The organism is Pseudomonas sp. EZ-C24 (assembly GCF_014525325.1).
In the GTDB taxonomy this organism is placed as follows: domain Bacteria; phylum Pseudomonadota; class Gammaproteobacteria; order Pseudomonadales; family Pseudomonadaceae; genus Aquipseudomonas; species Aquipseudomonas shirazensis.
In genome coordinates this window covers 493,186-519,092 of sequence record NZ_JACDIU010000014.1, presented here as the reverse complement: position 1 = coordinate 519,092, position 25,907 = coordinate 493,186, and the positions used below count along the sequence as shown (strand labels likewise).

23 protein-coding genes are annotated in these 25,907 nt (G+C 63.1%); 17 read left to right on the top strand and 6 right to left on the bottom strand.

Going from position 1 to position 25,907, the window contains the following annotated elements; genetic code table 11:
• Positions 1–69 precede the first annotated feature (69 nt).
• The gene (locus IDM28_RS11475; RefSeq protein ID WP_103437375.1) at positions 70–1,377 is read left to right on the top strand and encodes a serine/threonine transporter; all 1,308 of its coding nucleotides are present in this window, start codon (positions 70–72) and stop codon (positions 1,375–1,377) included.
• A gap of 47 nt (positions 1,378–1,424) precedes the next feature.
• On the opposite strand, the gene IDM28_RS11470 is transcribed toward IDM28_RS11475, so the two are convergent.
• The 3 genes from IDM28_RS11470 to IDM28_RS11460 form a co-directional block, all read right to left on the bottom strand.
• The gene (locus tag IDM28_RS11470) at positions 1,425–2,720 is read right to left on the bottom strand and encodes an NAD(P)/FAD-dependent oxidoreductase (RefSeq protein WP_181106200.1); all 1,296 of its coding nucleotides are present in this window, start codon (positions 2,718–2,720) and stop codon (positions 1,425–1,427) included.
• A gap of 14 nt (positions 2,721–2,734) precedes the next feature.
• Positions 2,735–3,823, bottom strand: coding sequence for a polyamine ABC transporter substrate-binding protein (locus tag IDM28_RS11465; protein WP_188035966.1), 1,089 nt, complete (start codon positions 3,821–3,823; stop codon positions 2,735–2,737).
• A gap of 72 nt (positions 3,824–3,895) precedes the next feature.
• Complete coding sequence (locus IDM28_RS11460; RefSeq protein WP_188035965.1) at positions 3,896–5,254, bottom strand: glutamine synthetase family protein; 1,359 nt, start codon at positions 5,252–5,254, stop codon at positions 3,896–3,898.
• A gap of 149 nt (positions 5,255–5,403) precedes the next feature.
• Here IDM28_RS11460 and IDM28_RS11455 point away from each other — a divergent pair, with 149 nt between their 5' ends.
• Positions 5,404–6,300 carry a helix-turn-helix domain-containing protein gene (locus tag IDM28_RS11455; protein WP_188035964.1) on the top strand — a complete coding sequence of 299 codons (897 nt, stop codon included), beginning with the start codon at positions 5,404–5,406 and terminating at the stop codon, positions 6,298–6,300.
• A 68-nt stretch (positions 6,301–6,368) separates the two neighbouring features.
• Complete coding sequence (locus tag IDM28_RS11450) at positions 6,369–8,282, top strand: AAA family ATPase (protein ID WP_188035963.1); 1,914 nt, start codon at positions 6,369–6,371, stop codon at positions 8,280–8,282.
• Between the two features lie 57 nt (positions 8,283–8,339).
• On the opposite strand, the gene IDM28_RS11445 is transcribed toward IDM28_RS11450, so the two are convergent.
• Complete coding sequence (locus tag IDM28_RS11445; RefSeq protein ID WP_150569218.1) at positions 8,340–9,725, bottom strand: aldehyde dehydrogenase family protein; 1,386 nt, start codon at positions 9,723–9,725, stop codon at positions 8,340–8,342.
• 107 nt (positions 9,726–9,832) lie between these two features.
• On the opposite strand from IDM28_RS11445, the gene ptrR reads away from it, so the two are divergent.
• The gene (gene ptrR / locus IDM28_RS11440; protein ID WP_101323028.1) at positions 9,833–10,699 is read left to right on the top strand and encodes a putrescine utilization regulator PtrR; all 867 of its coding nucleotides are present in this window, start codon (positions 9,833–9,835) and stop codon (positions 10,697–10,699) included.
• A gap of 182 nt (positions 10,700–10,881) precedes the next feature.
• Here ptrR and IDM28_RS11435 read toward each other — a convergent pair whose 3' ends face one another.
• Positions 10,882–11,463, bottom strand: a complete 582-nt coding sequence (locus IDM28_RS11435; protein WP_188035962.1) for an NTP transferase domain-containing protein — start codon at positions 11,461–11,463, stop codon at positions 10,882–10,884.
• 148 nt (positions 11,464–11,611) lie between these two features.
• Here IDM28_RS11435 and hisN point away from each other — a divergent pair, with 148 nt between their 5' ends.
• On the top strand, positions 11,612–12,403 hold the full coding sequence (gene hisN / locus IDM28_RS11430) for a histidinol-phosphatase (RefSeq protein ID WP_101319544.1): 792 nt from the start codon (positions 11,612–11,614) through the stop codon (positions 12,401–12,403).
• 135 nt (positions 12,404–12,538) lie between these two features.
• Positions 12,539–13,270, top strand: coding sequence for a hypothetical protein (locus IDM28_RS11425; RefSeq protein WP_101323027.1), 732 nt, complete (start codon positions 12,539–12,541; stop codon positions 13,268–13,270).
• A gap of 6 nt (positions 13,271–13,276) precedes the next feature.
• Here IDM28_RS11425 and IDM28_RS11420 read toward each other — a convergent pair whose 3' ends face one another.
• Positions 13,277–14,161, bottom strand: a complete 885-nt coding sequence (locus IDM28_RS11420; protein WP_188035961.1) for an alpha/beta hydrolase — start codon at positions 14,159–14,161, stop codon at positions 13,277–13,279.
• A 376-nt stretch (positions 14,162–14,537) separates the two neighbouring features.
• Between IDM28_RS11420 and IDM28_RS11415 the strand changes: the two genes are divergently transcribed.
• The 11 genes from IDM28_RS11415 (at position 14,538) to IDM28_RS11365 (ending at position 25,844) form a co-directional block, all read left to right on the top strand.
• Positions 14,538–15,494: an AraC family transcriptional regulator gene (locus IDM28_RS11415; RefSeq protein WP_101319540.1), complete on the top strand. Its 957-nt coding sequence runs from the start codon at positions 14,538–14,540 to the stop codon at positions 15,492–15,494.
• Between the two features lie 140 nt (positions 15,495–15,634).
• On the top strand, positions 15,635–16,993 hold the full coding sequence (gene benA / locus IDM28_RS11410; protein WP_188035960.1) for a benzoate 1,2-dioxygenase large subunit: 1,359 nt from the start codon (positions 15,635–15,637) through the stop codon (positions 16,991–16,993).
• The gene (benB, locus tag IDM28_RS11405; protein ID WP_103437364.1) at positions 16,990–17,478 is read left to right on the top strand and encodes a benzoate 1,2-dioxygenase small subunit; all 489 of its coding nucleotides are present in this window, start codon (positions 16,990–16,992) and stop codon (positions 17,476–17,478) included. Before benA ends, benB begins: the two co-directional genes overlap by 4 nt.
• Before the next feature lie 73 nt (positions 17,479–17,551).
• Positions 17,552–18,562: a benzoate 1,2-dioxygenase electron transfer component BenC gene (benC, locus tag IDM28_RS11400; RefSeq protein WP_188035959.1), complete on the top strand. Its 1,011-nt coding sequence runs from the start codon at positions 17,552–17,554 to the stop codon at positions 18,560–18,562.
• A 109-nt stretch (positions 18,563–18,671) separates the two neighbouring features.
• Positions 18,672–19,433 carry a 1,6-dihydroxycyclohexa-2,4-diene-1-carboxylate dehydrogenase gene (locus IDM28_RS11395; protein ID WP_101319534.1) on the top strand — a complete coding sequence of 254 codons (762 nt, stop codon included), beginning with the start codon at positions 18,672–18,674 and terminating at the stop codon, positions 19,431–19,433.
• 54 nt (positions 19,434–19,487) lie between these two features.
• A complete protein-coding gene (locus IDM28_RS11390; RefSeq protein ID WP_188035958.1) occupies positions 19,488–20,816 on the top strand; it encodes an MFS transporter in 1,329 nt (442 codons plus the stop codon).
• Positions 20,817–20,846: 30 nt separating this feature from the next.
• Positions 20,847–21,968: a muconate cycloisomerase family protein gene (locus IDM28_RS11385; protein ID WP_150569223.1), complete on the top strand. Its 1,122-nt coding sequence runs from the start codon at positions 20,847–20,849 to the stop codon at positions 21,966–21,968.
• 26 nt (positions 21,969–21,994) lie between these two features.
• The gene (gene catC, locus IDM28_RS11380) at positions 21,995–22,285 is read left to right on the top strand and encodes a muconolactone Delta-isomerase (protein WP_101319527.1); all 291 of its coding nucleotides are present in this window, start codon (positions 21,995–21,997) and stop codon (positions 22,283–22,285) included.
• Positions 22,286–22,329: 44 nt separating this feature from the next.
• On the top strand, positions 22,330–23,256 hold the full coding sequence (gene catA, locus IDM28_RS11375; protein WP_101319525.1) for a catechol 1,2-dioxygenase: 927 nt from the start codon (positions 22,330–22,332) through the stop codon (positions 23,254–23,256).
• 73 nt (positions 23,257–23,329) lie between these two features.
• Positions 23,330–24,529, top strand: a complete 1,200-nt coding sequence (locus IDM28_RS11370; protein WP_150569225.1) for a benzoate/H(+) symporter BenE family transporter — start codon at positions 23,330–23,332, stop codon at positions 24,527–24,529.
• 64 nt (positions 24,530–24,593) lie between these two features.
• The gene (locus IDM28_RS11365) at positions 24,594–25,844 is read left to right on the top strand and encodes an OprD family porin (RefSeq protein ID WP_188035957.1); all 1,251 of its coding nucleotides are present in this window, start codon (positions 24,594–24,596) and stop codon (positions 25,842–25,844) included.
• The last annotated feature ends 63 nt before the right edge of the window (positions 25,845–25,907 follow it).

The window sequence follows — 25,907 nt, the reverse complement described above, 5'->3', positions numbered from 1 at the left end:
CAGCGTGCACTCAGCTCCAAGGCACTACCCGCTGTATCAGCGACAAAAATAACTACAAGGCGATATCTGATGACCGATGTACATAGCACCACGACTGTTCGTGCGGATGCGGCCGTTGCGGCTGCGGCGGTGGATGCAACCCGCTGGAACCGCCATGACACCACCTGGGCCCTGGGCCTGTATGGCACGGCGATTGGCGCCGGGACGTTGTTCCTGCCAATCAACGCTGGGGTCGGCGGCTTCTGGCCGTTGATGATCCTCGCGCTGCTGGCGTTGCCGATGACCTTCTATGCACATCGGGCCTTGACCCGCTTTGTCCTGTCCGGTCGCAAGAGCGGCAATGAGGACATCACCGAGGTGGTCGAGGAGCACTTCGGCACCGGCGCCGGCAAGCTGATCACCTTGCTGTACTTTCTGGCGATTTTCCCGATCCTGCTGGTGTACAGCGTTGCCCTGACCAATACCCTGAGCAGTTTTCTCGAGCATCAGTTGCACGTGACGGCGCCGCCGCGTGTGCTGCTGTCGTTGCTGCTGATCTGCGGTCTGATGGTGATCGTGCGCTGTGGCCAACAGATGATCGTCAAGGCCATGAGCATCCTGGTCTATCCCTTCGTCGCCTCACTATTGCTGCTGGCCCTGAGCCTGATCCCGAACTGGAACGGCGCCTTCCTCGCCCAGGCCAGTGAAGGCATCAGCGTCAACAAATTGCTGCTGACGTTGTGGCTGGCGATCCCGGTCATGGTCTTCTCGTTCAACCACTCGCCGATCATCTCGGCCTTCGCCGTCGACCAAAAGCACCGTTATGGCGCCGACGCTGACCGCAAGAGCGGCCGCACGCTGGCAACCGCGCACGTGATGATGGTGCTGACGGTGATGTTCTTCTGCTTCAGTTGCGTGCTGGCGTTGAGCCCGGCCGACCTGGCGGCCGCCAAGGAGCAGAACATCTCGGTGTTGTCGTACCTGGCCAACCACTTCCAGACCCCGGTGATCGCGTTCGTGGCACCGCTGATTGCCCTGGTGGCAATCACCAAGTCGTTCCTCGGCCACTACATCGGCGCCAGCGAGGGCTTCCAGGGCATGATCGTCAAGAGCCTGCGCGGGCGCGGCAAAGCCTGGCCTGCCAAGCGTCTGGAGCGGGTTACCGCGCTGTTCATGGTGCTGACGTGCTGGGCGGTCGCCACCCTCAACCCGAGCATCCTGCGCCTGATCGAAAGCATGGGCGGCCCGGTGATTGCCTGCCTGCTGTTTCTGATGCCGATGTACGCCGTACGCAAGGTGCCGGCGCTGCGCAAGTACTCGGGCAAGCTGTCCAATGTGTTCGTTACCTTGATCGGTTTGATCACCTTGTCGGCGATCTTCTACAGCTTCTTCGCCTGACCCAGCTCAACCCCGCGCCGATTCGGCGCGGGCCTGCACCCGTGGGCTCAGCCCAGTACTTCGCGCAGCCGATGCCAGAGCATGCCCGCTGCCAGCAGCGGCGAGCGTAGGGCCTTGCCGCCCGGGAAGGTCAGGTGCGGCACCGCACTGAAAACATCCAGGCCCTGGCTGTGGCCGACGGCGATGCCTTCGGCCAGCAGCTTGGCAGTCCAGTGCGTCACGTTCAGGCCATGCCCGGAATAGCCCTGGGCATAGTAGACGTTGGGGTATTGGCTCAAGCGGCCCACCTGCGGGAAGCGGTTGGCGGTGATGCCGATCATGCCGCCCCATTGATAGTCGATGCGCACATCGGCCAGTTGCGGGAACACCTTGCGCACCTTGGGCAGCATGTAGGCGGCGATGTCTTTCGGATCGCGGCCCGAATAGTGGCAGGCACCGCCAAACAGCAGGCGGTTGTCGGCGGTCAGGCGGTAGTAATCAAGGCCGACCTTCTGGTCACACAAAGCCATGTTCTGCGGAATCAACGCCTGTGCCACCTGTTCAGGCAGTCGCTCGGTCGCCACCACGTAGCTGCCAGCGGGCAGCACCTTGCCGCTCAGGCGCGGCTCGAGTTCGTCCAGGTGCGCATTGCAGCCAAGCACAAGGCTCTGCGCGCGCACCTTGCCGTGGGCGCAGTGCAGGGTCACGCTCGGGCCATGCTCGATGCGCAGCACCGGGCTTTGTTCAAAGATACGCACGCCCAACTTTGCCGCAGCGCGCGCTTCACCCTGGACCAGGTCGAGCGGGTGCAGATGGCCTGAACCCATGTCGATCAGCCCGCCTGCGTACTGCTCGCTGGCGACCACTTCACCGATGTGTGCCGCATCAACCAAGCGCGTGGCATGGCGGTAACCGAGCTCGGCCAGTTGCGCTTGCTCGTCCTTGAACGCGGCAAACTGGGCGGGCGTGTTGGCCAGCTCGCAGAAGCCCCAGCGCAGGTCACAGTCGATGGCGTACTGGGTAATGCGCTGGCGCACCAGCTCGACCGAGTCGATCCCGGCCTGTTGCAGATATCGCACGCCGTCCTGGCCGACATAGCGGGCAAAACCGCTGACATCATGGCCGATGCCGCGAATCAGCTGGCCACCGTTGCGCCCGCTCGCGCCCCAGCCGATGCGCCGGGCTTCGAGGAGGATCACCGACAAACCGCGCTCGGCCAGTTCCAGCGCAGTATTGACCCCGGTCAGGCCGCCACCGACCACGCAGACGTCGGCGCTCAGTTGTTCTTGCAGCGCAGGGTAGGGCGCGCTGCTGCGCGCCGTGGCGGCGTAGTACGAAGCAGCGTGTTGGCTCTCTAATGACATGGCACAGGCTCGGCTCAGCGGTTGGATTTGATCTTGCTCCAGGAACGGGTCATGACCCGCATGATTTTCGGGCTCGGTGTGCTCGATACATAGAGCTTGTCGAGCACCTCTTGCGGCGGGTAGATCTCGGGATTGTTGACCAGCGCCGGATCCATGTGCGCCTTGGCCGCGAGGTTGGCGTTGGCATAACCGACGGTGGTGCTGACTTTGGCGATTACCTCAGGGTCGAGCAGGTAATTGATGAAGGCCAGGGCCTGTTCAGGGTTGCTGGCGTCCTTGGGAATGGCCAGCAGGTCGAACCACAGATTGCTGCCTTCCTTGGGAATGCTGTAGGCGATTTTTACGTCGTTTTTCGCCTCAACCGCGCGATTGGCCGCCTGGAATACGTCGCCCGAGTAACCGAAAGCGATGCAGACATCGCCATTGGCCAGGTCGGAAACGTACTTGGAGGAGTGGAAGTAGGTAATGTACGGCCGTATTTCCACCAGCTTGGCTTCGGCCTTCTTGTAATCGGCTTCGTTTTCGCTGCGCGGGTTCATGCCCAGGTAGTTGAGCATGGCCGGGAACAGTTCATCCGGCGAGTCCATGAAGGCTACGCCGCATTTTTGCAGTTTCTTCAGGTTTTCTGGCTCGAACAGCACTGCCCACGAATCGATCTTGTCGATGCCCAGCACCGCCTTGACCTTGTCGACGTTGTAGCCGATGCCGTTGGTGCCCCACAGGTACGGCACTGCGTATTTATTGCCAGGGTCGTTCTGCTCCAGCTGCTTGAGCAGCTTGGGGTCGAGGTTGCTGAAGTTCGGCAGCTTGCTGCGGTCCAGCGGCAGGAAGGCGCCGGCCTTGGCCTGGCGGGCCAGGAAGTGGTTGGACGGCACCACCACGTCGTAGCCAGTGCGCCCGGCGAGCAACTTGCCCTCCAGGGTTTCGTTGGAGTCGAACACGTCATAGATCACTTTGATGCCGCTGCTGGCCTGGAAGTCGGCCAGGGTGGTTTCACCTATATAGTCGGTCCAGTTGTACACGCTGACGCTCGGCTGGGCCTGAGCGGCGGCGCCGAACATCAGGGCGAATGCTGCGGGGATCACGGACTGCAAATGACGCATGTCGACACCTCTCTGGTTTTATTCTGGGTCGTGATGTTGCGTAAGGCGGGGCGCTCGGCGCCCCGCAGATGATCAGACACTCATCATCAGGAACTCGCGCTCCCACGAACTGATCACCCGTTTGAAGTTCTCGTGCTCGGCGCGCTTCACCGCGACATAACCCTGGACGAACTGCTTGCCCAGGTAGTCCTGGATGATTTCGCATTCCTCCATGTGCTGCAGCGCGTCTTCGATGGTAATCGGCAGGCGCAGGCTGCGGCGCTCATAGGCGCGGCCTTGTACTGCAGCGCTCGGCTCGATCTTGCCGACCATGCCCAGGTAGCCGCAGAGCAAACTCGCAGCAATGGCCAGGTAAGGGTTGGCATCGGCGCCCGGCAGGCGGTTCTCGACGCGCATGGCCTCGGGGCTTGAGGTCGGTACGCGCAGTCCGGCGGTGCGGTTTTCTTCACCCCACTCGACGTTGACCGGGGCCGAAGTGTCCGGCAGGAAGCGGCGGAACGAGTTGACGTTCGGCGCGAACATCGGCAACACCTTGGGGATGAACTTCTGCAGGCCACCGATGTGGTGCAGGAACAGCTCGCTCATGCTGCCGTCGTCATTGGCGAAGATCGGCTTGCCGGTGGCGATGTCGACCACGCTCTGGTGCAGGTGCATGGCGCTGCCGGGCTCATCGGTGATCGGCTTGGCCATGAACGTTGCGGCGACGTTGTGCTTGAGCGCGGCCTCGCGCATGGTCCGTTTGAACACGGTGATCTGGTCGGCCAGGTCCAGCGCGTCGCCGTGGCGGAAGTTGATCTCCATCTGCGCCGGGCCGTCTTCGTGGATCAGCGTGTCGAGGTCCAGGCACTGGATCTCGCACCAGTCGTAGACGTCCTCGAACAGCGGGTCGAATTCGTTGGCGGCATCGATCGAGAACGACTGACGGCCACTTTCAGCGCGCCCGGAGCGGCCCATCGGCACTTGCAGAGGCAAGTCCGGGTCTTCGCAGCGCTTGGTCAGGTAGAACTCCATCTCCGGCGCGACGATTGGCTGCCAGCCCTTGTCGGCGTAGAGCTTGAGGACTTTCTTGAGAACGTTGCGCGGCGACAGCTCGATCGGGTTGCCTCTCTTGTCGAAAGTGTCGTGGATGACGATGGCGGTGGGTTCGATGGCCCATGGGATCTGGTACACCGCCGACGGGTCGGGGCGGCAGATCATGTCGATGTCGGCCGGGTCGAGCAGGTCGTAGTAGATGTCGTCGTCGACATAGTCGCCGGTGACGGTCTGCAGCAGCACGCTTTCAGGCAGGCGCATGCCGCGCTCATGGAGGAACTTGGCCGTGGGTGCAATCTTGCCGCGGGCGATGCCGGTCAGGTCACTGATCACGCATTCGACTTCGGTGATGCGGTGTTCTTTCAGCCAGGTGGAAAGCTGATCGAAGGGGGCGTTCATACAGACCTCTTGGTTGGGTTTTGATCGCGCCAGGCGAAGGGATCTTCCCAGTCGCTGCGCTGGGGGCTATCTTGGGCGCAGCCCGCAGGGTTGATCTATCCACTTCTTTCGTCAGCAAATGCACCAAAAGAGTGCATATAGGATGCCGCGTGACCAGCGCCAACGGCTTGCAAGTTCAGGCTTTCCAGACCAGTGATGTCAGTGAACAGGTGCGCACAACGCCCGGCTGGCAGCAGCAATACCGGCAAATGTCGCCGGGGTTGTTCAATGGCCAACTGCGCAGCCTGGAGCTTGAGGGCGTCGAGGTCTACGAAGAACGCCTGAACACCCGCGTTGAGCAGTTTTTCAGCGCGCCCAGTGGGTCGTTGACGTTCTGCTTTGATCGCAGCGAGAACAGCCTTTACCTGCTCAACGAAGACAGCCGCAATATCTGGATCACGCCCGAGAACTATCAGGAAGTGGCGGTGGTGTTCAGCCGCGACTTTCTCCAGTGCCATGGCCTGGATGTCGCCCGCCTGGAAGGCTTGTTCATGACCCCGCTGGACTCGGTGCAGAACAACCTGTTCGGCAGCTGGCTGAGCGCGACCCTGACCCGGCTGGGCGAGGCTGACAGCCCATTGCAGGGCAGGGCGTTGGGCGAACAGCTGCTCGAGGATTGCCTGTTCATTCTCGACAATGCCAGCCAACGCCTGCAGGGCGATGCTCATGGCCGGCGTAGCGAGGCGCGCGCGGTCATGCGCCGGGTCAGCGACTGGGCCGCCGATTGCCCCGACGAAACGCTCAACCTCGTCGAGCTGGCCGAAGTTGCCGGGGTGTCCGTGCGCCAGTTGCAGCAGATCTTCAAGGCCTTCACCGCCATGCCGCCAGCGCACTGGCTGCGCCTGCGCCGCTTGAACGGCGCCCGCCGTGACTTGTTGCGTGGCGCTGGGGCGACCGTGGCCGAGGTGGCCATGCAGTGGTCGTTCTGGCACCTGGGGCGCTTTTCGGAAAGTTACCGGCAACTGTTTGCCGAGCTGCCCAGCGAGACGCTGAAGCGGGCCAGGTAGCCCGGTACAGTTCTGCAGATCAGAGCCATTGCTGGTATCGTGCGCGGCAGTAATGTACCGAGGTCCTGATGTTTTATCTGCCCCTGACCAGCGAACAGGCCGACGGCCTGGCCAGTCAACACGCCAGCGAGTTCTTTGTGCAGGCCAGCCTGCTGGAAAGCGCTGCGGTGCTGTTTATCCAGAATGTGCCGCGCCAGCAGGGTGCGCCTTCGGTCGAAGCGCAGCAGCGGCGCTTTGCCGAGATCGTGCGGATTGCCGATGAGGTTGAAGCGGCGGCGCCGTCGCGCTTCCAGCAGCAGGTCGCCAGCCGTTTTGACCCAGAAGTGTTCGCCATGGGCCTGGGCATGCTCGGCGAGAACGGCATCGGCCTGCTGGCGGCCGAGCAGCCTGTCGATGTTGCCGACCTGCGCGACAGCGAAGGTGGCTGGAGCTTTACTTTTGCCGATGCCTATCGCGAGCAGGTAACGCCGTTGCGACCGGTCGGCTTGCCGTCGTTGCCGAGCAATCTGCGCCTGAGTGACCAGCAGAACCGCTTGCTGCGCGAGTTTCTCTCGGGGGTTGACGAGTCGGTGGCCGTGCAGGGGTTTGCCGGCACCGGCAAGACCTTCCTGATCAACCAGTTCGCCCGTTTGCTCGACCCGCAGCGGACCTTGCTGCTGGCCATGACCGAAGGCCAGCTACGCGCCCTGCAGGCGCGGATCAAGGACGCCTCGGCGTTTACCGCGCGCACTTTTGGCCAGTTGGCCGATGAAATTCTTGACCGCGACCTGACCAGCAACGGGTGGCGCCTGCGCGACGTCTACCGCAGCAAACTGTCGTGGCGCCCGCAGGAGGCGCAAGTCGTACAGTGGCTGGCAGTGCCGGACATCGGCCCGTTGGCGGCGCGTGAAGTGGTCGCCCTGTGCATCAAGGCGGTACGCAGCTTCTGCCGCAGCGCAGACACCGCCATCGAACTGCACCATTTGCCGTGGATGGGCCACGGCTTTTCGCCGTTGGATCAGGAGGTGCTGCTGGAAAAGGCGCGCCTGTACTGGCAACAGCTGATCCGCCCCTCGGCGCGCGAGATTCAGCTGCCGGTGCGCGATTATCACCGGGTCAAGCTGCTGTCGCTGACGCTGGAAGTGATCGACAGCCAGTTCAGCCATGTCATCGTCGATGAAGCCCACGAGCTGTCGGCGCCCATGCTCGCCGTGCTCGACCGCAGCCCGCAGGCAATCATTACCCTGGGCGACGACCTGCAGAACCTCAACGGCCTCAGCCCGCACCACGGCAAGTTCATCCGCCAGCGCTGCATCGATCACTCGCTGCGTGCCGGGCCGGCCATGGAGGGCGTGCTGAACCCGCTGATCCTGGCCCACCCGGCCGCAGTGCAGGCGGCCTTTACCGGCAGCGCCGAGCACTACACCCGGGTCAGTTTCTTCGACACGGTGACGGTGCCCGAGCAACCTACGGCGCTGCTGGTGGATGACGAATGGGGTCTGTTCGGCTGGTTCCAGCGCCTGACCCATCAGGGCGTACCGTTTGTTTTGCTCAAAGGTGCGCGCAAGGAGTTCGAGCTGTTTGTCGAGGACTGCATCGAGTTGTACCGCTACGGCACGCGCCCGCGGCACAACATGCTGTTCCGCTATGCCAGCTGGCAGGCGCTGGAACAGGACAAGGGCGACGACAAGGCCTTTGCTGCTGTGGCCAACCTGCTGCGCAGGGGCTACACGCCGGAAGATTTCGCCAAGGCCAAGAGCCGTTATCGCTGGGACAAGGCGCCCAAGTTGTTCCTGGCCAGGGTGCGCGACGTGAAGAACATGGAGTTCGCCCGGGTCATGGTCTCGCCAGAGCTGATGGTTGCGCCTGCCGCCGCCGGTAACCGCAATGAGCGAGCGCGCATGCTCGCGGGGCTGTACACCGCCTGTTCGCGGGCCAGGCATGAGCTGATTGTGCCGGGTGGCATGCTCGACTGGGTGCAGGACCAGGTGCGCGACAACTAGCTGGCAAAAAAAGGGGCAAGCCGCACAAGCGACTTGCCCCTTTTACTCACGCTGCTGTCAATTGCGATCCAGCCACACCGTCTGCACGTTGCAGAACTCGCGCACACCGAAGTGCGACAGCTCACGGCCAAAGCCGCTCTTCTTCACGCCGCCGAACGCTACCCGCGGGTCAGAAGCGCAGTAGCCGTTGATGAACACCGCACCGGTATCCAACGCCGAGGTCATCCGCTCAGCCAGCTCGAGGTTGGCGGTGTAGATGGTCGAGGCCAGACCAAACTCGCTGTCGTTGGCCAGTTCCACGGCGTGGTCGGCGTCACGGGCGCTGATGATCGCTGCCACCGGGCCAAACAACTCCTGCTTGAACGCGGTCATTTGCGGCGTAACGCCGGCAAATACGGTCGGCTCGTAGAAGTTGCCGACGCCCTCAGCCTTCTTGCCACCCAGCAGCAGCACCGCGCCTTCAGCCAAGGTTGCCTGCACCTGGCCGTCAAGCTCGTCGCGCAGGTCATAGCGGGCCATCGGGCCGATGTAGGTGTCAGCCTCAAGCGGGTTGCCGACCTTGAGCTGACGCGTGGCTTCGACGAACTTCGCGGTAAACGCCTCGGCGATGCTTTCTTCGACGATCAGGCGCTTGGCTGCTGCACAGACCTGGCCTGTGTTCTGATAGCGGCCGATCACCGCTGCCTTGACCGCTGCATCGAGGTCGGCGTCCGCCAGTACGATGAACGGATCGGAACCGCCCAGTTCCAGTACGCATTTCTTCAACGCAGCACCGGCTTGGGCACCAATCGCCATGCCGGCGCGGACGCTGCCGGTCAGGGTCACGGCGGCAATACGCGGGTCATTGATCGCCCGGGTCACGCCGTCCGGGGTGACGTTGAGCACTTCGAAGATGCCTGCTGGCAGGCCAGCCTGGTTGATCACGTCGAGCAGCAGATAGGCGCTGCCCATGACGTTCGGGGCATGCTTGAGCACATAGGTATTGCCCGCCAGCAGTGCCGGGACCGCGCCGCGCAGCACTTGCCAGAGCGGGAAGTTCCACGGCATCACGGCTAGAATCGGCCCCAGTGGGCGGTATTCGATACGTGCCGTCGCAATTTGCGTAGGCTCGGCAGCCAGCATCGCCGGGCCGTGCTCGGCGTACCATTGGCACAGGCCAACGCACTTGGTCACTTCGCCACGTGCCTGGCTGATCGGCTTGCCAATTTCGCGGCTGATCATCACCGCCAATGCTTCGTGATTGGCCTGCAGAGCATCGGCCAGGGCGTTCAGATACTCGCTGCGCTGCCCCAGTGACACCTGGCGCCATTGGTTGAAGCCAACCTTGGCACGTTGCAGCGCCGCTTCCTGTGCGGCGTCGGTGTCGAACGGATAGTGGCCGATCTGCTCACCGCTGAACGGGTCGACAGAAATGGCGTGGGTCAGGCTGCTGATCTCGCTCATGGCGGAGGTCCTCGTTGTTGTAAGTTGACGAAGCTCAGACTAGTGGCGTGCAACCGTATTGAAAACTGAATAATAATGAGCGCAACGTTCACGTTTGGAGAATGACTGTGGATCTGGTGCAACTGGAAATTTTCAAGGCAGTGGCAGAGCACGGCAGCATCAGCGCCGCTGCCCAGCAGATTCACCGCGTGCCGTCGAACCTCACCACGCGGATCAAGCAGCTTGAGGAAGACCTCGGTGTCGAGCTGTTCATCCGCGAGAAAAGCCGCCTGCGCCTGTCACCGGCGGGCTGGAATTTTCTCGAGTACACCCGGCGCATTCTCGACCTGGTCCACGAAGCGCGGCTGACCGTGGCCGGCGAAGATCCGCAGGGCACGTTCGCCCTGGGTTCGCTGGAAAGCACCGCCGCCGTGCGCATCCCGGCCTTGCTGGCCAGTTATAACCAGCGCTTTCCCAAGGTCGATCTGGACCTGTCGACCGGGCCCTCGGGGACCATGCTCGAAGGTGTGCTGTCCGGCCGCCTGGTCGCAGCCTTCGTCGATGGCCCGGTACTGCACCCAACGCTGGAAGGCATGGCCGTGTTCGATGAAGAGATGGTAGTGATTGCGCCACTCAACCATGCCGCAATCAGCCGCGCCCGCGACGTCAACGGCGAGAGCATCTACGCCTTTCGCGCCAACTGCTCGTACCGCCATCATTTCGAGAACTGGTTTGTCCAGGATCAGGCCGTGCCCGGCAAAATCCATGAGATGGAGTCCTATCACGGCATGCTTGCGTGCGTCAGTGCTGGTGCCGGCCTGGCGTTGATGCCGCGCAGCATGCTCGACAGCATGCCGGGCTTGAGCACGGTCAGCGTTTGGCCGTTGTCGGAAGACTTCCGCTACTTGCAGACCTGGCTGGTGTGGCGGCGCGGTACTGTGTCGCGCAGCTTGAGTATGTTTATCAAGCTGCTGGAGGAGCGGCGGGCTGCCTAGGGTCGCTTTCAGCCTTGAGATAGCCGGGGCCGCTGCGCGGCCCTTTCGCGACACAAGGCCGCTCCTACACCGACCGTGCCACGTAAGGACGACGCAGTGCCTGTAGGAGCGGCCTAGTGTCGCGAAAGGGCTGCAAAGCAGCCCCGACGTACTCGAACCACCCGCAGTCGCTCGGCAGCCTACTATTCATCCAGATCCGGCACATCACCCGGCCGGTCGATATCCAGCAACACCCCAGGATCACCCAATTCAATATTGCGCACCGCCTGCGGATTGCCCAGCAGCACGCTGCGGGCGCCTTCATCGCCGGTCAGGGTGCACAACTGCGGCCACCAGGCGCGACCGAACAGCACCGGGTGGCCGGGCTTGCTTTGATACGTCGGGCGGATGATCAGGCGACGGTCCGCCTTGGCCAGCAGCGCGGCGAGGGTGGCGGGCTGGATGAACGGCATGTCACCCAGCATCACCAGCAAGCCCTGAGCATTGGACGCGGTACTGATCTGCGCGACGCTGGTAGCGATGCTGTGGCCAAGTCCAAGCCGGCTGCTGCTCGATTGCAGGATGCGCACGTTATCAGCCAGGCCGACCGGGGCAGGGTCGTCGTCACGCAGCGCCAGCCAGACTTCGCCCAACTGCGCGCACGGCAGTTGCAGGCTGGTCTGCAGCAGGGTCTGGCCGCTGCTCAGCCGGTGCTGGCGTTTGTCACTGCCAAACCGGCGGCTATGGCCGGCGGCGAGTACCAGAGCGGTTACGGTACATGGCATCCTGAGGGTGTCCCGTGGCAAATGAGGAATCGGTCTGGCCGCTAGACTACCTTAACCCCAGCATCACTGGCGCACGCAAGGCGGTACGCCATCACCCGGCAGGCTCGGGTATGATGCCAACCCCTATCGTTGCCAGAGGCCCGCCACCATGACCTTGAACGCTGAACAGATCGGCGAATACCGTGCATTTGCCGAGCAGTTGGCGCAGGCCGCTGCGGCTGCGATCCAGCCGTATTTTCGCGCCAACCTGGCGGTCGAGGACAAGGGCGGGCGCCTGTACGACCCGGTGACCGTGGCCGACAAGGCCGCCGAAGACGCCATGCGCTCGCTGATTCAGGAACGCTATCCAAGCCACGGCATCCTTGGTGAAGAGCAGGGCGTGGCGGTTGGCAGCAGCCCGCTGACCTGGGTGCTTGATCCGATCGATGGCACCCGCGCCTTCATCACCGGGCTGCCGCTGTGGGGCACGTTGATCGCGCTCAACGACGGCACCAAGCCGGTGGTCGGGGTGATGAACCAGCCGTTTACCGGCGAGCGCTTCATCGGTACCCCAGAGGGAGCCTGGCTCGGCAGCACGCCGCTGAAGACCCGTGCCTGCAGCGATTTGGCCTCAGCCACCCTGATGTGCACCACGCCGGACATGTTCGATAGCGAGGCGCGCAAGGCCGCCTTTGAAGCCGTTGCCGGCCAGGCGCGGCTGATGCGCTACGGCGGCGACTGCTACGCCTATTGCATGCTCGCCAGTGGCTTTGTCGATGTGATCGTCGAGGCCAGCCTGCAGCCGTATGACGTGCAGGCGTTGATGCCGATCATCGAAGGGGCGGGCGGGGTGATCACCGCCTGGGATGGCAGCTCGGCGCAGAACGGCGGCTGTGTGGTGGCCTGCGGTGACCCTGCGTTGCATGCGCAAATGATCGAGTTGCTGCGTCACGCCATGTGACCGGCTGAGCCCCTGCAATACCGTTGCGCAGGCCTGGCTGGCCTGCGCAACTGCACTTTTTCGCCATTTCGCGCTCTATGTCTGGTCAGGCAGAGCCGATCCCCGGCCCCGTCGTTGATCAAGACCCCGGTGCCGATGCTTGTCCCCGTACTGCGAACCTGCCCCCGCCTGCTGCTGGCCGGCGCCCTGACCCTGCTGTGCGCGTGCACCGAGCAACAGGGCCGCGATATTGTCAGCCAGTTCAGTGATGGCAAACCCAGCGAGCTGTTCCAGACCAGCGTCGACCGCATGGCCACCCTGGCGATGCGCGACAACCTGCAAAGCCTGTACCTGCTGATGAACAAGCTGTACGCACGCAATCCCAACCAGTGGAAGCAGTCCGGCTACCTTGACGCCGCTACCGCCGAGCGGCAGATCCGCCTGGCCATCGAGCAACGCCAGCCGCTGCCGCAGCTTGGTCAGCGGCGCGATCTGGCAGCCCTCAGCTACGCCTTGAGCCCGGAATTCCGCGGCGATCGGGTCGGCGCCTTCATCTATGCCATCGGCAGTATGCTGATCACCGCCCACGGCGGACGCAGCGAGTTCTACATGACCGATGCGATCGACCCGCTGTTCGTCAACAACGCCGCGCGCAACATCGAAAAAGCCACCTGGATGCTCAGCCAGCGTCAGGACGCCAATGGCGTGCTGTTGCTGTTCTCCAACGAGATTTCCGAAGAGGGCAGCAACCTCAGCTTCGCGGTCGAGTTCGGCAAGATCGTCGCCCGGCTCGACCTGTTGGCGCAGATGCTCGATGAACGCTACCGGCGGATTGGCTTGAACTACGCGCAGAGCTTGTTGCTGATGAACTTCCTGCCGGTGCAATAGGCCGCGCTAGAGCAGTGCCTTGATCGCCTGGCGATAACGCGGACCGGCCAGGCGCATGCTGTTGTTATGGCTGGCACCAGGCACCAGCAGCAGGGTCTTGGGCTGCTGCGCGGCCTCGTACAATTGCTGGCTGAAGCGTGGCGGCACGTAGCGGTCGTTCTGGCCGTGCACCAGCAGTACTGGCATGCCGACCTGGTCGATCTTGTCGATCGAATCGAATTTTTGCGACAGCAGCCAGCGCACTGGCAGGGCGGTATCGGCTACCACTGCCGCAACATCGCCGAGCGAAGTGAAGGTCGATTCCAGGATCAAGCCGCGCGCGGCGCTCGGGCTGCCGTCTTTTTGCGCCTGGCGGCTCAGCTCGGCCGCAAGCTCCACAGCCACCGCGCCGCCGAGCGAGTGACCGAAGATCAGCCGCTTGTTGCGGTCCGGTTGCAGCTGGGCAAAGCGCTCCCAGGCCACCTGCGCATCTTCATAGACGGTCGCCTCGGACGGCAGGTCGCCGCGGCTCTGGCCGAAACCGCGGTAGTCCACGGCCAGCACCGAATAACCCATGGCATGCAGTTGCTCGATGCGAAACAGCTGGCCGGTGAGGTTCCAGCGCACGCCGTGCAGGTAGAGGATGGCCGGTGCGTCGGCGCGCTGGGCTGGCCACCACCAGGCATGCAGGCTCTGGTTGGCGGTGAAGCTGCGCGGGCGCAGGTCGAGTTCCTGCACACCTGCGGGCAAGCCACGGAACCAGCTGGCCTGGCCGGGCTCGATGCGAAACACCAGCTCGCGCTCCTTGTGTTGCAGTACGCTGCAGCCGGCCGGCAGGCCGATCAGGAGCACGGCCATGCACAGCCAGCTGAGCCAGCGACGTTTGAGGTGAAGCAAAAGAGAAGAGGGCATGCAGGCGTTTTTAGCAGAAGCGCCGATTGCGGTGTAAGGAAAGTAACCGAGCGGTGTAGTCGGATGATTGCAAGCTGTGTCAGTAAAAAGGGCTATCAACCCTAGGCGAAGACTGATCTAGAGCCTGCGCCTATCCCCTGCGTTCGATAATCGGACAAATGTTGGCCGCAAGAGCGCGCTGTTCGCCCGGCCGTTACTGAGGTCGCATTGCCTGGCAGCCCTTGCATTGCGTAGTGTGTAGCCAAGCCACCGGTTGTCGCTTGCCTGCTGTACCCGGCGACCGGCCCGATAGACTGAGCGTGTACGACCGCGACCACTCGCCGTTGAGGCAGTAGGAAGCGGCGACGATAACAAGAATGAGCCGAGTGCCTTGCCTATGGAAAACCGCCTGTTGAGCGAGCGTAGCAGTGTGTTTCACCACGCTGATCCGTATGCCGTCTCCGATTACGTCAACCGGCATGTAGGCCAGCACTGCATCGGCCTGTCGCGCACCACCCATCCGCAAGCCAGCCTCAGCCACCGCAAACTGGCCGAGCTGGACCTGTGCCGCATCAGTTATGGCGGCAGCGTGCGGGTTACTTCGCCAGCGCTTGAAACGATCTACCACCTGCAGGTGTTGCTGCACGGCAATTGCCTGTGGCGCGGGCCACAGCGCGAGCACCACCTGGTGCCGGGCGAATTGCTGTTGATCAACCCGGATGATCCGGTCGACCTGACCTACTCGGAAGACTGCGAAAAATTCATCCTCAAAGTGCCGACCCGGTTGCTCGAATCGATCTGCGACGAGCAGCGTTGGCAGCGGCCCAGCGGTGGCGTGCGGTTTTTGCGCAATCATTACCGGCTGGATGAGCTGGACGGCTTCGTCAACCTGCTGGGTATGGTCTGCCATGAGGCGGAGGTCAGTGACTCGTTGCCGCGGGTGCAGGGCCACTACAGCCAGATCGTCGCCAGCAAGCTGCTGACCTTGATGAGCACCAATGTCCAGCGGGAGAACCTCGGCGCGCCGGGCGCCAGCCTGGAGCGCATCCTCGATTACATCGAACGCAACCTCAAGCTTGAGCTGCCGGCGGAGGCGTTGGCCGAGCAGGCCTGCATGAGCCTGCGCTCGTTGTATGCGCTGTTCGATCGGCATCTGGGCACCACGCCCAAGCAGTATGTACGCCAGCGCAAGCTGCAGCGCCTGCACGAGTGTCTGGCCGACCCGAGCTGCTCGGTGCGCAGCGTAACCGAGCTGGCCATGGATTACGGCTTCATGCACCTGGGCCGCTTTGCCGAGAGCTACCGCCAGCAATTCGCCGAATTGCCTTCGGAAACCTTCAAGCGCCGCACCTGAACCTCCGCTGGCGCCACATCCTCAGCCCCCTCCAGCAAGCCTGCAGAAAACGGATAGCACTCTGCACAATCCGGATATTGCCCCCGCCGCGCTCGTCCTAACCTGACCTGGCCTGAACAATAACAATGGAGACCCTGGCCATGTTCCTGGGATTCGACTACCTCAATGCCATGCTCGAGGACGACCGGGAATCGGGCGTCTACCGCTGTAAGCGGGAGATGTTCACCGACCCGCGCCTGTTTGACCTGGAGATGAAACACATCTTCGAAGGTAACTGGATCTACCTGGCCCACGAAAGCCAGATCCCTGAAAAGAACGACTTCCTGTCGCTGACCATGGGCCGCCAGCCGGTGTTCATCGCGCGCAACAAGGACGGCCAGCTGAACGCCTTCCTCAATGCCTGCAGCCACCGCGGGGCGATGCTCTGCCGGCACAAACGCGGTAACCGTGTCAGCTACACCTGCCCGTTCCACGGCTGGACCTTCAATAACAGCGGCAAGCTGCTCAAGGTCAAAGACCCGAGCAATGCCGGTTACCCAGCCAGCTTCAACTGCGACGGCTCGCACGACCTGACCAAGGTGGCGCGCTTCGAGTCGTACCGCGGCTTCCTCTTCGGCAGCCTCAACGCCGATGTGAAACCGCTGCTCGAGCACTTGGGCGAATCGGCCAAGATCATCGACATGATCGTCGACCAGTCGCCCGAGGGCCTGGAAGTGCTGCGTGGCTCCAGCTCCTACATCTACGAAGGCAACTGGAAGCTCACTGCCGAAAACGGCGCCGACGGCTACCACGTGAGCTCGGTGCACTGGAACTACGCCGCTACCCAGAACCAGCGCAAGCAACGCGAAAGCGCTGCCGAGATCAAGACCATGAGCGCCGGTGCCTGGGCCAAACAGGGTGGTGGCTTCTACTCGTTCGACCATGGCCACCTGCTGCTGTGGACGCGCTGGGCCAACCCGGAAGACCGCCCGGCCTACGAGCGCCGCGAGCAACTGGCGGCAGATTTCGGCCAGGCCCGTGCCGACTGGATGATCGAGAACTCGCGCAACCTGTGCCTGTACCCGAACGTGTACCTGATGGACCAGTTCAGCTCGCAGATCCGCATCGCCCGGCCAATTTCGGTGAACAAGACCGAGATCACCATCTACTGCATCGCACCCAAGGGCGAGAGCAGCGAGGCCCGCGCCAAGCGCATCCGCCAGTACGAAGACTTCTTCAACGTCAGTGGCATGGCCACCCCGGATGACCTCGAAGAGTTCCGCTCGTGCCAGACCGGCTACGGCGGTGGCACTGGCTGGAACGACATGTCCCGCGGCGCCGAGCATTGGGTCGAAGGGGCCGACGAGGCCGCCCGCGAGATCGAGCTCAAACCATTGCTGTCAGGCGTGCGCACCGAAGATGAAGGCCTGTTCGTGCTACAGCACAAGTATTGGCAGGAGACCATGCTCAAGGCACTCGAGCAGGAGCCGCAACTGATCCCAGTGGAGGCCGTGCGATGAGCGCTTTGTACGACACCGTGCGCGACTTCCTCTACCGCGAAGCGCGCTACCTCGACGATGGCCAGTGGGAGCAGTGGCTGGAGCTGTATGCCAGCGATGCGACCTTCTGGATGCCATCCTGGGATGACAACGACCAGCTCACCGAAGACCCGCAAAGCGAGATTTCCCTGATCTGGTACGGCAACCGAGGAGGGCTGGAGGACCGCGTGTTCCGCATCCAGACCGAGCGCTCAAGTGCCACAGTTCCGGATACCCGCACCTCGCACAACCTGAGCAATATCGAGATTGTCGAGCACAGTGGCGAGCAGTGTCAGGTGCGCTTCAACTGGCACACCCTGAGCTTTCGCTACAAGACCACCGACAGTTACTTCGGCAGCAGCTTCTACACCCTGGATCTGCGCGGCGAGCAGCCGCTGATCAAGGCCAAGAAAGTGGTGCTGAAGAACGACTACGTTCGCCAGGTCATCGACATCTACCACATCTGACTTCTGGTCAAGACGAGTACTGACCAGCGTGCCGCAGGGCGCGCTGCGGGCAGGCTCGTCCGCGAGGTGCAACATGAGCTTCCAGATCGCACTCAATTTCGAAGACGGAATCACCCGCTTCATCAATGCCGAAGGCCACGAAACCGTTGCCGATGCGGCCTATCGGCAAGGCATCAACATCCCCCTGGACTGCCGTGACGGCGCCTGCGGCACCTGCAAGTGCAAGGCCGAGGCGGGCAGCTATGCGCTGGGTGAGGACTTCATCGAAGACGCCCTCAGCGCAGAAGAAATCAGCCAGGGTTACGTGCTGACCTGCCAGATGCGCGCCGAATCCGACTGCGTGCTGCGTATCCCGGCATCGTCGCAGCTGTGCAAAGCCGAGCAGGGCAATTTCCAGGCCGAGATCAGCGATGTGCGCCAGCTGTCGGCCAGCACCATTGCCCTGTCGATCAAGGGTGAAGCGCTGAGCAGCCTGGCCTTCTTGCCAGGCCAGTACGTCAACCTGCAGGTGCCGGGCAGCGGTCAGAGCCGCGCGTATTCGTTCAGTTCGTTGCCCAAGGATGGCGAGGTCAGCTTCCTCATCCGCAACGTTCCCGGCGGCCTGATGAGCAGCTTCCTTACCAGTCTGGCCAAGGCCGGCGACAGCATGAACCTGGCCGGCCCGCTGGGTAGCTTCTACCTGCGCCCGATCCAGCGGCCGTTGTTGCTGCTGGCCGGCGGCACCGGCCTGGCGCCGTTCACGGCGATGCTGGAAAAGATCGCCGAAGTCGGCAGCGCGCATCCACTGCACCTGATCTACGGCGTGACCAACGATTTCGACCTGGTCGAGCTCGACCGCCTGCAGGCGCTGGCTGCGCGCATCAGCAACTTCACCTACAGCGCCTGCGTTGCCAACCCCGACAGTAAGTACCCGCAAAAGGGCTACGTCACCCAGCACATCGAACCGGCGCACCTGAACAACGGCGATGTCGACGTGTACCTGTGCGGCCCGCCGCCGATGGTCGAGGCGGTCAGCCAGTACATCCGCGAACAAGGCATCACCCCGGCCAACTTCTATTACGAGAAGTTCGCCGCCGCGGCCTGAGTTTCCTTGGGGGCTGGCCGCATCGTGCGGGTGCGGCTGGCCTCTTTTTTATTGCCAATGGCAGCAGCGTCGCCGCGTGCAGACGAAGGCGCCGCTGGGGAGAGCAGAGATGAGCAACAGATTCCAAGGCAAGGTCGCGCTGGTCACCGGCGCGGCCCAAGGCATTGGCCGCGGCGTGTGCTGGCGGCTCAAGGCCGAAGGCGCTCAAGTGGTAGCCGTAGACCGTTCCGAGCTGGTTCATGAACTGGCCGGCGAGGGCACGCTGACGCTGATTGCCGACCTCGAGCAGCACGCCGAGTGCGCCCGGGTCATGGCCAGCGCGGTCGAGCGCTTTGGCCGGATCGACATCCTCGTCAACAACGTCGGCGGGACCATCTGGGCCAAGCCGTTCGAGCACTATGAGCCGGAACAGATCGAGGCCGAAGTACGCCGTTCGCTGTTCCCGACCCTGTGGTGCTGCCATGCAGCGCTGCCGTACATGCTCGAGCGTGGCGCCGGCGCCATCGTCAACGTGTCATCGATTGCCACCCGCAGCATCAACCGCGTGCCCTATGGCGCAGCCAAGGGCGGCGTCAACGCACTCACCGCCTGCCTGGCCTTCGAGACCGCCGAGCGCGGTATTCGGGTCAACGCCACTGCGCCCGGCGGCACCGAAGCGCCACCCCGGCGGGTGCCGCGCAACAGCGATGCGCAGAGCGAGCAGGACAAGGCCTGGTACCAGCAGATCGTTGCCCAGACCTTGGACAGCAGCCTGATGAAGCGCTACGCGAGCATTGACGAACAGGTCAACGCGATCCTCTTTCTCGCCTCCGACGAGGCCTCTTACATCACCGGCGTGACCCTGCCGGTCGGCGGCGGCGACCTCGGCTGACAGTCGCCCAGCCTGCGTTTACCTCTCACAACAAAAACAACAGAGACCGATGCCATGCGAACCCTGGATGTTCACCCGATCATTGATAACGCGCGCTTTTCACCGTTCCACTGGATGGTCATGGCCTGGTGCGGCCTGCTGCTGGTATTCGACGGCTACGACCTGTTCATCTATGGCGTAGTGCTGCCGGTGATCATGAAGGAGTGGGGCCTGACCCCGCTGCAAGCCGGCGCGCTGGGCAGCTACGCGCTGTTCGGCATGATGTTCGGTGCGCTGCTGTTCGGTAGCCTGGCGGACCGGATCGGGCGCAAGAAGGGCATCGCCATCTGTTTCGCGTTGTTCTCCGGCGCGACCATCCTCAATGGCTTTGCCAGCAGCCCCAGCGAGTTCGGCATCTACCGCTTCATCGCCGGGCTCGGCTGCGGCGGCTTGATGCCCAATGCCGTGGCGTTGATGAACGAGTACGCACCCAAACGCCTGCGCAGCACGCTGGTGGCGATCATGTTCAGCGGTTACTCGCTGGGCGGCATGCTTTCGGCAGGTGTCGGCATCTTCTTGCTGCCGCGCTTTGGTTGGGAGTCGATGTTCTTTGCCGCAGCGCTGCCGTTGCTGCTGTTGCCGGTGATCCTCTACTACCTGCCCGAGTCGATTGGTTTTCTGGTGCGCCAGGGCCGTAGCGACGAAGCCCGTGCCCTGCTCAAACGGCTTGATCCGGACTGCGACGTGCAGGCCGACGATGTGTTGCAGGCGAGCGAGCGCAAAGGCAAGGGCGCTTCAGTGCTGGAGCTGTTTCGTGACGGCCTGGCAGTGCGCACCCTGGCCCTGTGGCTGGCATTTTTCTGCTGCCTGCTGATGGTCTACGCGCTCAGCTCGTGGCTGCCGAAACTGATGGCCAACGCCGGCTATAGCCTGGGTTCAAGCCTGTCGTTCCTGCTGGCACTGAACTTCGGCGGCATGGCCGGGGCAATTCTCGGCGGCTGGCTGGGTGATCGCTACAACCTGGTCAAGGTCAAGATCGCTTTCTTTGTCGCCGCGGCGCTGTCGATCAACCTGCTTGGGGTGAACAGCCCGATGCCCGTGCTGTACTTGCTGATCTTCATTGCCGGCGCCACCACCATCGGCACACAAATCCTGCTGTATGCCGGCGCGGCCCAGCTCTATGGCCTGTCGATGCGCTCGACCGGCCTTGGTTGGGCCTCCGGTATCGGCCGCAACGGCGCCATCGTCGGCCCGCTGCTGGGCGGCGCGCTGATGGGCATCAACCTGCCGCTGCAACTCAACTTCATCGCCTTTGCCATCCCCGGCGCGGTTGCCGCGCTGGCCATGGCCGTGCACCTGGCCAGCAGCCGGCGCCACGGCCTGGCCGCGCTGGCACAGGCGTAACCCTTTGACTGACGTAACTGGAGGCCTTGCATGACAAGCCCGACTATCGACCGGCTGGAGGCGATCATCGTCGACCTGCCGACCATTCGCCCGCACAAGCTGGCGATGCACACCATGCAGCAGCAGACCTTGGTGGTGCTGCGCCTGCGCTGCAGCGACGGCGTCGAAGGCATTGGCGAAGCGACCACCATCGGTGGCCTGGCCTACGGCTACGAGAGCCCGGAAGGGATCAAGGCCAACATCGACGCGCACCTGGCCCCGGCGCTGGTCGGCCTGCCAGCCGACAACATCAATGCCGCCATGCTCAAGCTGGACAAGCTGGCCAAGGGCAACACCTTCGCCAAGTCGGGCATCGAAAGTGCCTTGCTCGACGCGCAGGGCAAACGCCTGGGCCTGGCGGTCAGCGAGCTGCTCGGTGGCCGGGTGCGCGACAGCCTCGAAGTGGCCTGGACCCTCGCCAGTGGCGACACCGCCCGCGACATCGCTGAAGCCGAGCACATGCTGGAGATCCGCCGCCATCGGCTGTTCAAACTGAAGATCGGCGCCAACCCGCTGGAGCAGGACCTGCGCCATGTGGTGGCAATCAAGCGTGAGCTGGGCGAGCGCGCCAGCGTGCGCGTCGACGTCAATCAGTACTGGGATGAGTCGCAAGCCTTGCGTGCCTGCCAGGTGCTTGGCGACAACGGCATCGACCTGATCGAGCAGCCAATAGCGCGGATCAACCGCAGCGGGCAAGTCCGTCTTAACCAGCGCAGCCCGGCGCCGATCATGGCCGACGAGTCGATCGAAAGCGTGGAAGACGCCTTCAGCCTCGCCGCCGACGGCGCTGCCAGCGTGTTCGCTTTGAAGATCGCCAAAAACGGCGGCCCTCGCGCCGTGCTGCGTACCGCGCAGATCGCCGAAGCCGCCGGCATCGCCCTGTACGGCGGCACCATGCTCGAAGGCGCGGTCGGCACCCTGGCCTCGGCCCACGCCTTTTTGACCCTGCGCCAGCTGACCTGGGGCACCGAGTTGTTCGGGCCGCTGCTGCTGACCGAAGACATCGTCGAGCAGCCGCTGCGCTACAGCGACTTCCAACTGCATGTACCACGCACGCCCGGATTGGGCCTGACCCTGGATGAAACCCGCCTGGCGCGTTTCGCCCGGCGCTGATTGCGACCTTACCCAAGGAGAAACCCATGCTGTTCCACGTGAAGATGACCGTGAACCTGCCCGTTGACATGGACCCGGCCCGGGCCGCCCAGCTCAAGGCTGACGAAAAGCAGCTGGCCCAACGCCTGCAACGCGACGGCACCTGGCGTCACCTGTGGCGCATTGCCGGGCACTACGCCAACTACAGCGTGTTCGACGTGCCCAGTGTCGAGGCGCTGCACGACACCCTGATGCAGTTGCCGCTGTTCCCGTATATGGCCATCGAAGTGACCGGCCTGTGCCGGCATCCCTCGTCAGTCCACAGCGACGACCGTTGATCGAGCCTGACTCACCCAAGAACAATTATTAGAGGTAAGCAAACATGACCGTGAAAATTTCCCACACTGACGAACTGACCAAGTTCTTCGAACAAGCCGCAGGGTTTGGTAACGATGAAGGCAGCCCTCGGCTCAAGCAGATCATCCTGCGCGTCCTGCAGGACAGCGCGCGCCTGATCGAGGACCTTGAGATCAGCGAGAACGAGTTCTGGCACGCCGTTGACTACCTCAATCGCCTGGGCGGTCGTGGTGAGGCCGGGTTGCTGGTCGCGGGCCTGGGTATCGAGCACTTCCTCGACCTGTTGCAGGACGCCAAGGACACCGCCGTCGGCCTTGCCGGTGGCACTCCGCGCACCATCGAAGGGCCGTTGTATGTCGCCGGCGCGCCGATTGCCGCGGGCCAGGTGCGCATGGACGATGGCAGCGAGGAGGGCGTAGCCACGGTGATGTTCCTCGAAGGCCAGGTCCTCGATCCGGCTGGCCAGCCTGTGCCCGGCGCCACGGTTGACCTGTGGCATGCCAACACCCGTGGCACTTACTCGTTCTTCGACCAAAGCCAGTCCGAATACAACCTGCGTCGGCGCATCGTCACCGATGCCGAGGGCTATTACCGCGCGCGCTCGATCGTGCCATCGGGTTACGGCTGTGACCCGCAAGGCCCAACCCAGGAGTGCCTGGACCTGCTCGGCCGGCATGGCCAACGCCCGGCGCACATCCACTTCTTCATCTCGGCGCCGGGCTATCGGCACCTGACCACGCAGATCAACCTGGCTGGCGACAAGTACCTGTGGGACGACTTCGCCTACGCCACCCGTGACGGCCTGGTCGGCGAAGTGCAGATGCGCGAAGACGGCACGCGGGGCGTGAGCGGGCGCTATGCCGAGCTGCGCTTCGACTTCCAGCTGCAGCGCGCGCCGGACAGCGAGGCCGAGCAACGCAGCGGTCGGCCGCGGGCATTGCAGCAGGCGTAATCGCCCTCACTTGATGTTGCTTGAACAACCCATGCCGGACATCCCGTCCGGCCCCGGTCTGGCCAGAGGTCCCATGAAAGACCTGATCAAGGATTGTTCGTTGTCTGCCATTGTCGCCGGCCTGCTGGCGACGATGATTTCCTACGCCGGCCCGCTGGTGATCATCTTCCATGCTGCCGAGGCTGCGGGCCTGTCCCACGGCCAGTTGTCGTCGTGGGTGTGGGCCGTGTCGATGGGCAGCGCCGTGCTTGGCGCGGTATTGACCCTGCGTTATCGGGTGCCGGTAGTTATCGCTTGGTCGATTCCAGGCTCGGCACTGCTGGTGACTGCGCTGCCGCAGATTGGTCTCGAGCAAGCGGTCGGCGCCTATCTGGTGGCCAATCTAATCTTGCTGTTGATTGGCCTGAGTGGTGCGTTCGACGGCTTGATCGCACGCCTGCCGGGCTCGATTGCGGCAGGCATGCAGGCCGGCATTCTGTTCAGCTTTGGCGTTGAAGTGTTTCGCGCCTTGCCGGTGCAACCGACGCTGGTCGTGGCGATGTTCATCACTTATGTGCTGATGCGGCGCTTGCAGCCCCGCTATGCGGTGGCGGCGGTGTTGGCCGTTGGCGCGTTGATCACAGTGCTCAGCGGCCAGCTGCGCAGTGAGGCGTTGGTCCTGGAGTTTGCTACCGCGCAGTTGATCACCCCGCAATTCAGCCTGTCGGCAGTGTTCAGCCTGGCCTTGCCGCTGGTGCTGGTGGCCCTGACCGGGCAGTTCATGCCGGGTATGGCCGTGCTGCGCAATGCGGGTTACCAGACGCCGGCAAGCCCGTTGATCAGTGCCAGTGCCCTGGGCGGCATGCTGTTGGCGCCGTTCGGCTGCCATGGACTCAACCTCGCCGCCGTGACGGCCAGCCTGTGCACCGGCCGCGAAGCTCACGAAGACCCGCGTCGACGCTACATCGCGGCATTGGCCGGCAGTGGCTTGTATCTGCTGCTGGGCATCGCCGGCGCGACCCTGATGTCGTTGTTTGCCGCTTTTCCTGCTGCATTGATTGCCGCCCTGGCGGGACTCGCCTTGTATGGCGCGATCAGCGAGGCATTGGCCCGCAGCCTGGCCGAACCGAGCGAGCGTGATGCCGGGTTGTTCACCTTTCTGGTGACGGCCTCCGGTGTTGCCTTTTTAGGCTTGTCGGCAGCGTTCTGGGGCTTGCTGTTCGGCCTCTGTGCGCATGCCTTGCTGCGTTTGCGGCGGCCGCAGGCGGGGGATGCCCTGCGCCGTAACCCCTGAAAATCCGTAGTGCAAAACCGTAGTAGCGATCCATTCATAAAAACAAGATCAAGAGAGCTTCGCGATGAACCCTAACCCCTGTGTCGCCCTGGGCATAACCTTGCTCAGCCAACCCCTGCTGGCTGCTGAAAGCAGCTTTTTCGAAGACGCCAAAGCCAGCCTCAGTGCTCGCAACTACTATTTCAGCCGGGATTTCTCTGACATCGTCGGCGCCAACCAGCAGTCCAAGGCCGAGGAGTGGGCCCAGGGCTTCATCCTCGATTTCAAGTCCGGCTACACCCCTGGCCCGATCGGTTTCGGCGTCGATGCACTGGGCTTGCTCGGGATTCGCCTCGATAGCAGCCCGGACCGGGTCAACAGCGGACTGTTGCCAGTGCATGGCGACGGGCGTGCGGCAAGCGATTACAGTCGCCTGGCTGGCACCTTCAAAGCACGCGTATCGCAAACCGAGCTGCGCGTTGGCGAGCTGCAGCCGAATCTGCCGGTGCTGACCTTCAGCGACATTCGCCTGCTGCCACCCACCTATCAGGGCGTCAGCCTCAACTCCGCCGGGATCAACGGGCTGACCGTGCAGGCTGGGCATTTGTCTTCGACGCACCTGCGCAACGAAGGCGGGGATGACAAGCTCAACGCCATGCTTGGCCATGTGCCGATGCGCCAGGTCGCGAGTGACGCGTTCAATTACCTGGGCGGTGACTATGCCTTCAACGACAAGCAGACCAGCGCCAGCCTGTGGTATGGCCAGCTCGAAGACATCTACCAGCAGGGCTTTGTCGGCCTCAAGCACAGCAAGCCGTTCGGCGACTGGGTGCTCAGCGCCAACCTGGGTTATTTCACTGCCCGCGAGGACGGCGATGCCTTGCTTGGCCAGATCGACAACCAGGCGTTCTTCTCGTTGCTGACAGCCCGGCATGGCGGACATAGCTTTCACGTCGGCTATCAGGGCATCTATGGCGAAAGCCCGTTTCCACGGGTATTCGCCAATATCACCCCGCTGGGCAACGAGGTGCCCACCTATGAGTTTGCCTACACCGATGAGCGCTCCTATCAAGCGCGCTATGACTACAACTTTGCCGCCATGGGCATCCCTGGCCTGACCGCGACGGTGCGCTACATAACCGGCAACAATGTCGATACCGGCCGCGGCTTCGAGGGCAAGGACCGCGAGCGCGATCTGGATATTGGTTATGCGGTGCAGAGCGGGGTGTTCAAGGGTTTGGGTATTCGTGTCAGAAACGCGGTGGCGCGCTCGAATTATCGCAGCGATATCGACGAAAACCGGCTGATTCTGGCCTACACCTGGCAGTTGCTGTGAGCCCCGCGCCGCTCACAGATGGCTGAGTTGCCAGCCCGCTGCAAACGCTGCGCTGCGGCGATA

Excerpts from the sequence above, each read along its gene's own strand:
- IDM28_RS11475 (WP_103437375.1), top strand. The coding sequence starts at position 70 with ATGACCGATGTACATAGCACCACGACTGTTCGTGCGGATGCGGCCGTT.
- IDM28_RS11470 (WP_181106200.1), bottom strand. The coding sequence starts at position 2,720 with ATGTCATTAGAGAGCCAACACGCTGCTTCGTACTACGCCGCCACGGCG.
- IDM28_RS11465 (WP_188035966.1), bottom strand. The coding sequence starts at position 3,823 with ATGCGTCATTTGCAGTCCGTGATCCCCGCAGCATTCGCCCTGATGTTC.
- IDM28_RS11460 (WP_188035965.1), bottom strand. The coding sequence starts at position 5,254 with ATGAACGCCCCCTTCGATCAGCTTTCCACCTGGCTGAAAGAACACCGC.
- IDM28_RS11450 (WP_188035963.1), top strand. The coding sequence starts at position 6,369 with ATGTTTTATCTGCCCCTGACCAGCGAACAGGCCGACGGCCTGGCCAGT.
- IDM28_RS11445 (WP_150569218.1), bottom strand. The coding sequence starts at position 9,725 with ATGAGCGAGATCAGCAGCCTGACCCACGCCATTTCTGTCGACCCGTTC.
- IDM28_RS11435 (WP_188035962.1), bottom strand. The coding sequence starts at position 11,463 with ATGCCATGTACCGTAACCGCTCTGGTACTCGCCGCCGGCCATAGCCGC.
- hisN (WP_101319544.1), top strand. The coding sequence starts at position 11,612 with ATGACCTTGAACGCTGAACAGATCGGCGAATACCGTGCATTTGCCGAG.
- IDM28_RS11425 (WP_101323027.1), top strand. The coding sequence starts at position 12,539 with ATGCTTGTCCCCGTACTGCGAACCTGCCCCCGCCTGCTGCTGGCCGGC.
- IDM28_RS11420 (WP_188035961.1), bottom strand. The coding sequence starts at position 14,161 with ATGCCCTCTTCTCTTTTGCTTCACCTCAAACGTCGCTGGCTCAGCTGG.
- IDM28_RS11415 (WP_101319540.1), top strand. The coding sequence starts at position 14,538 with ATGGAAAACCGCCTGTTGAGCGAGCGTAGCAGTGTGTTTCACCACGCT.
- benA (WP_188035960.1), top strand. The coding sequence starts at position 15,635 with ATGTTCCTGGGATTCGACTACCTCAATGCCATGCTCGAGGACGACCGG.
- benB (WP_103437364.1), top strand. The coding sequence starts at position 16,990 with ATGAGCGCTTTGTACGACACCGTGCGCGACTTCCTCTACCGCGAAGCG.
- benC (WP_188035959.1), top strand. The coding sequence starts at position 17,552 with ATGAGCTTCCAGATCGCACTCAATTTCGAAGACGGAATCACCCGCTTC.
- IDM28_RS11395 (WP_101319534.1), top strand. The coding sequence starts at position 18,672 with ATGAGCAACAGATTCCAAGGCAAGGTCGCGCTGGTCACCGGCGCGGCC.
- IDM28_RS11390 (WP_188035958.1), top strand. The coding sequence starts at position 19,488 with ATGCGAACCCTGGATGTTCACCCGATCATTGATAACGCGCGCTTTTCA.
- IDM28_RS11385 (WP_150569223.1), top strand. The coding sequence starts at position 20,847 with ATGACAAGCCCGACTATCGACCGGCTGGAGGCGATCATCGTCGACCTG.
- catC (WP_101319527.1), top strand. The coding sequence starts at position 21,995 with ATGCTGTTCCACGTGAAGATGACCGTGAACCTGCCCGTTGACATGGAC.
- catA (WP_101319525.1), top strand. The coding sequence starts at position 22,330 with ATGACCGTGAAAATTTCCCACACTGACGAACTGACCAAGTTCTTCGAA.
- IDM28_RS11370 (WP_150569225.1), top strand. The coding sequence starts at position 23,330 with ATGAAAGACCTGATCAAGGATTGTTCGTTGTCTGCCATTGTCGCCGGC.
- IDM28_RS11365 (WP_188035957.1), top strand. The coding sequence starts at position 24,594 with ATGAACCCTAACCCCTGTGTCGCCCTGGGCATAACCTTGCTCAGCCAA.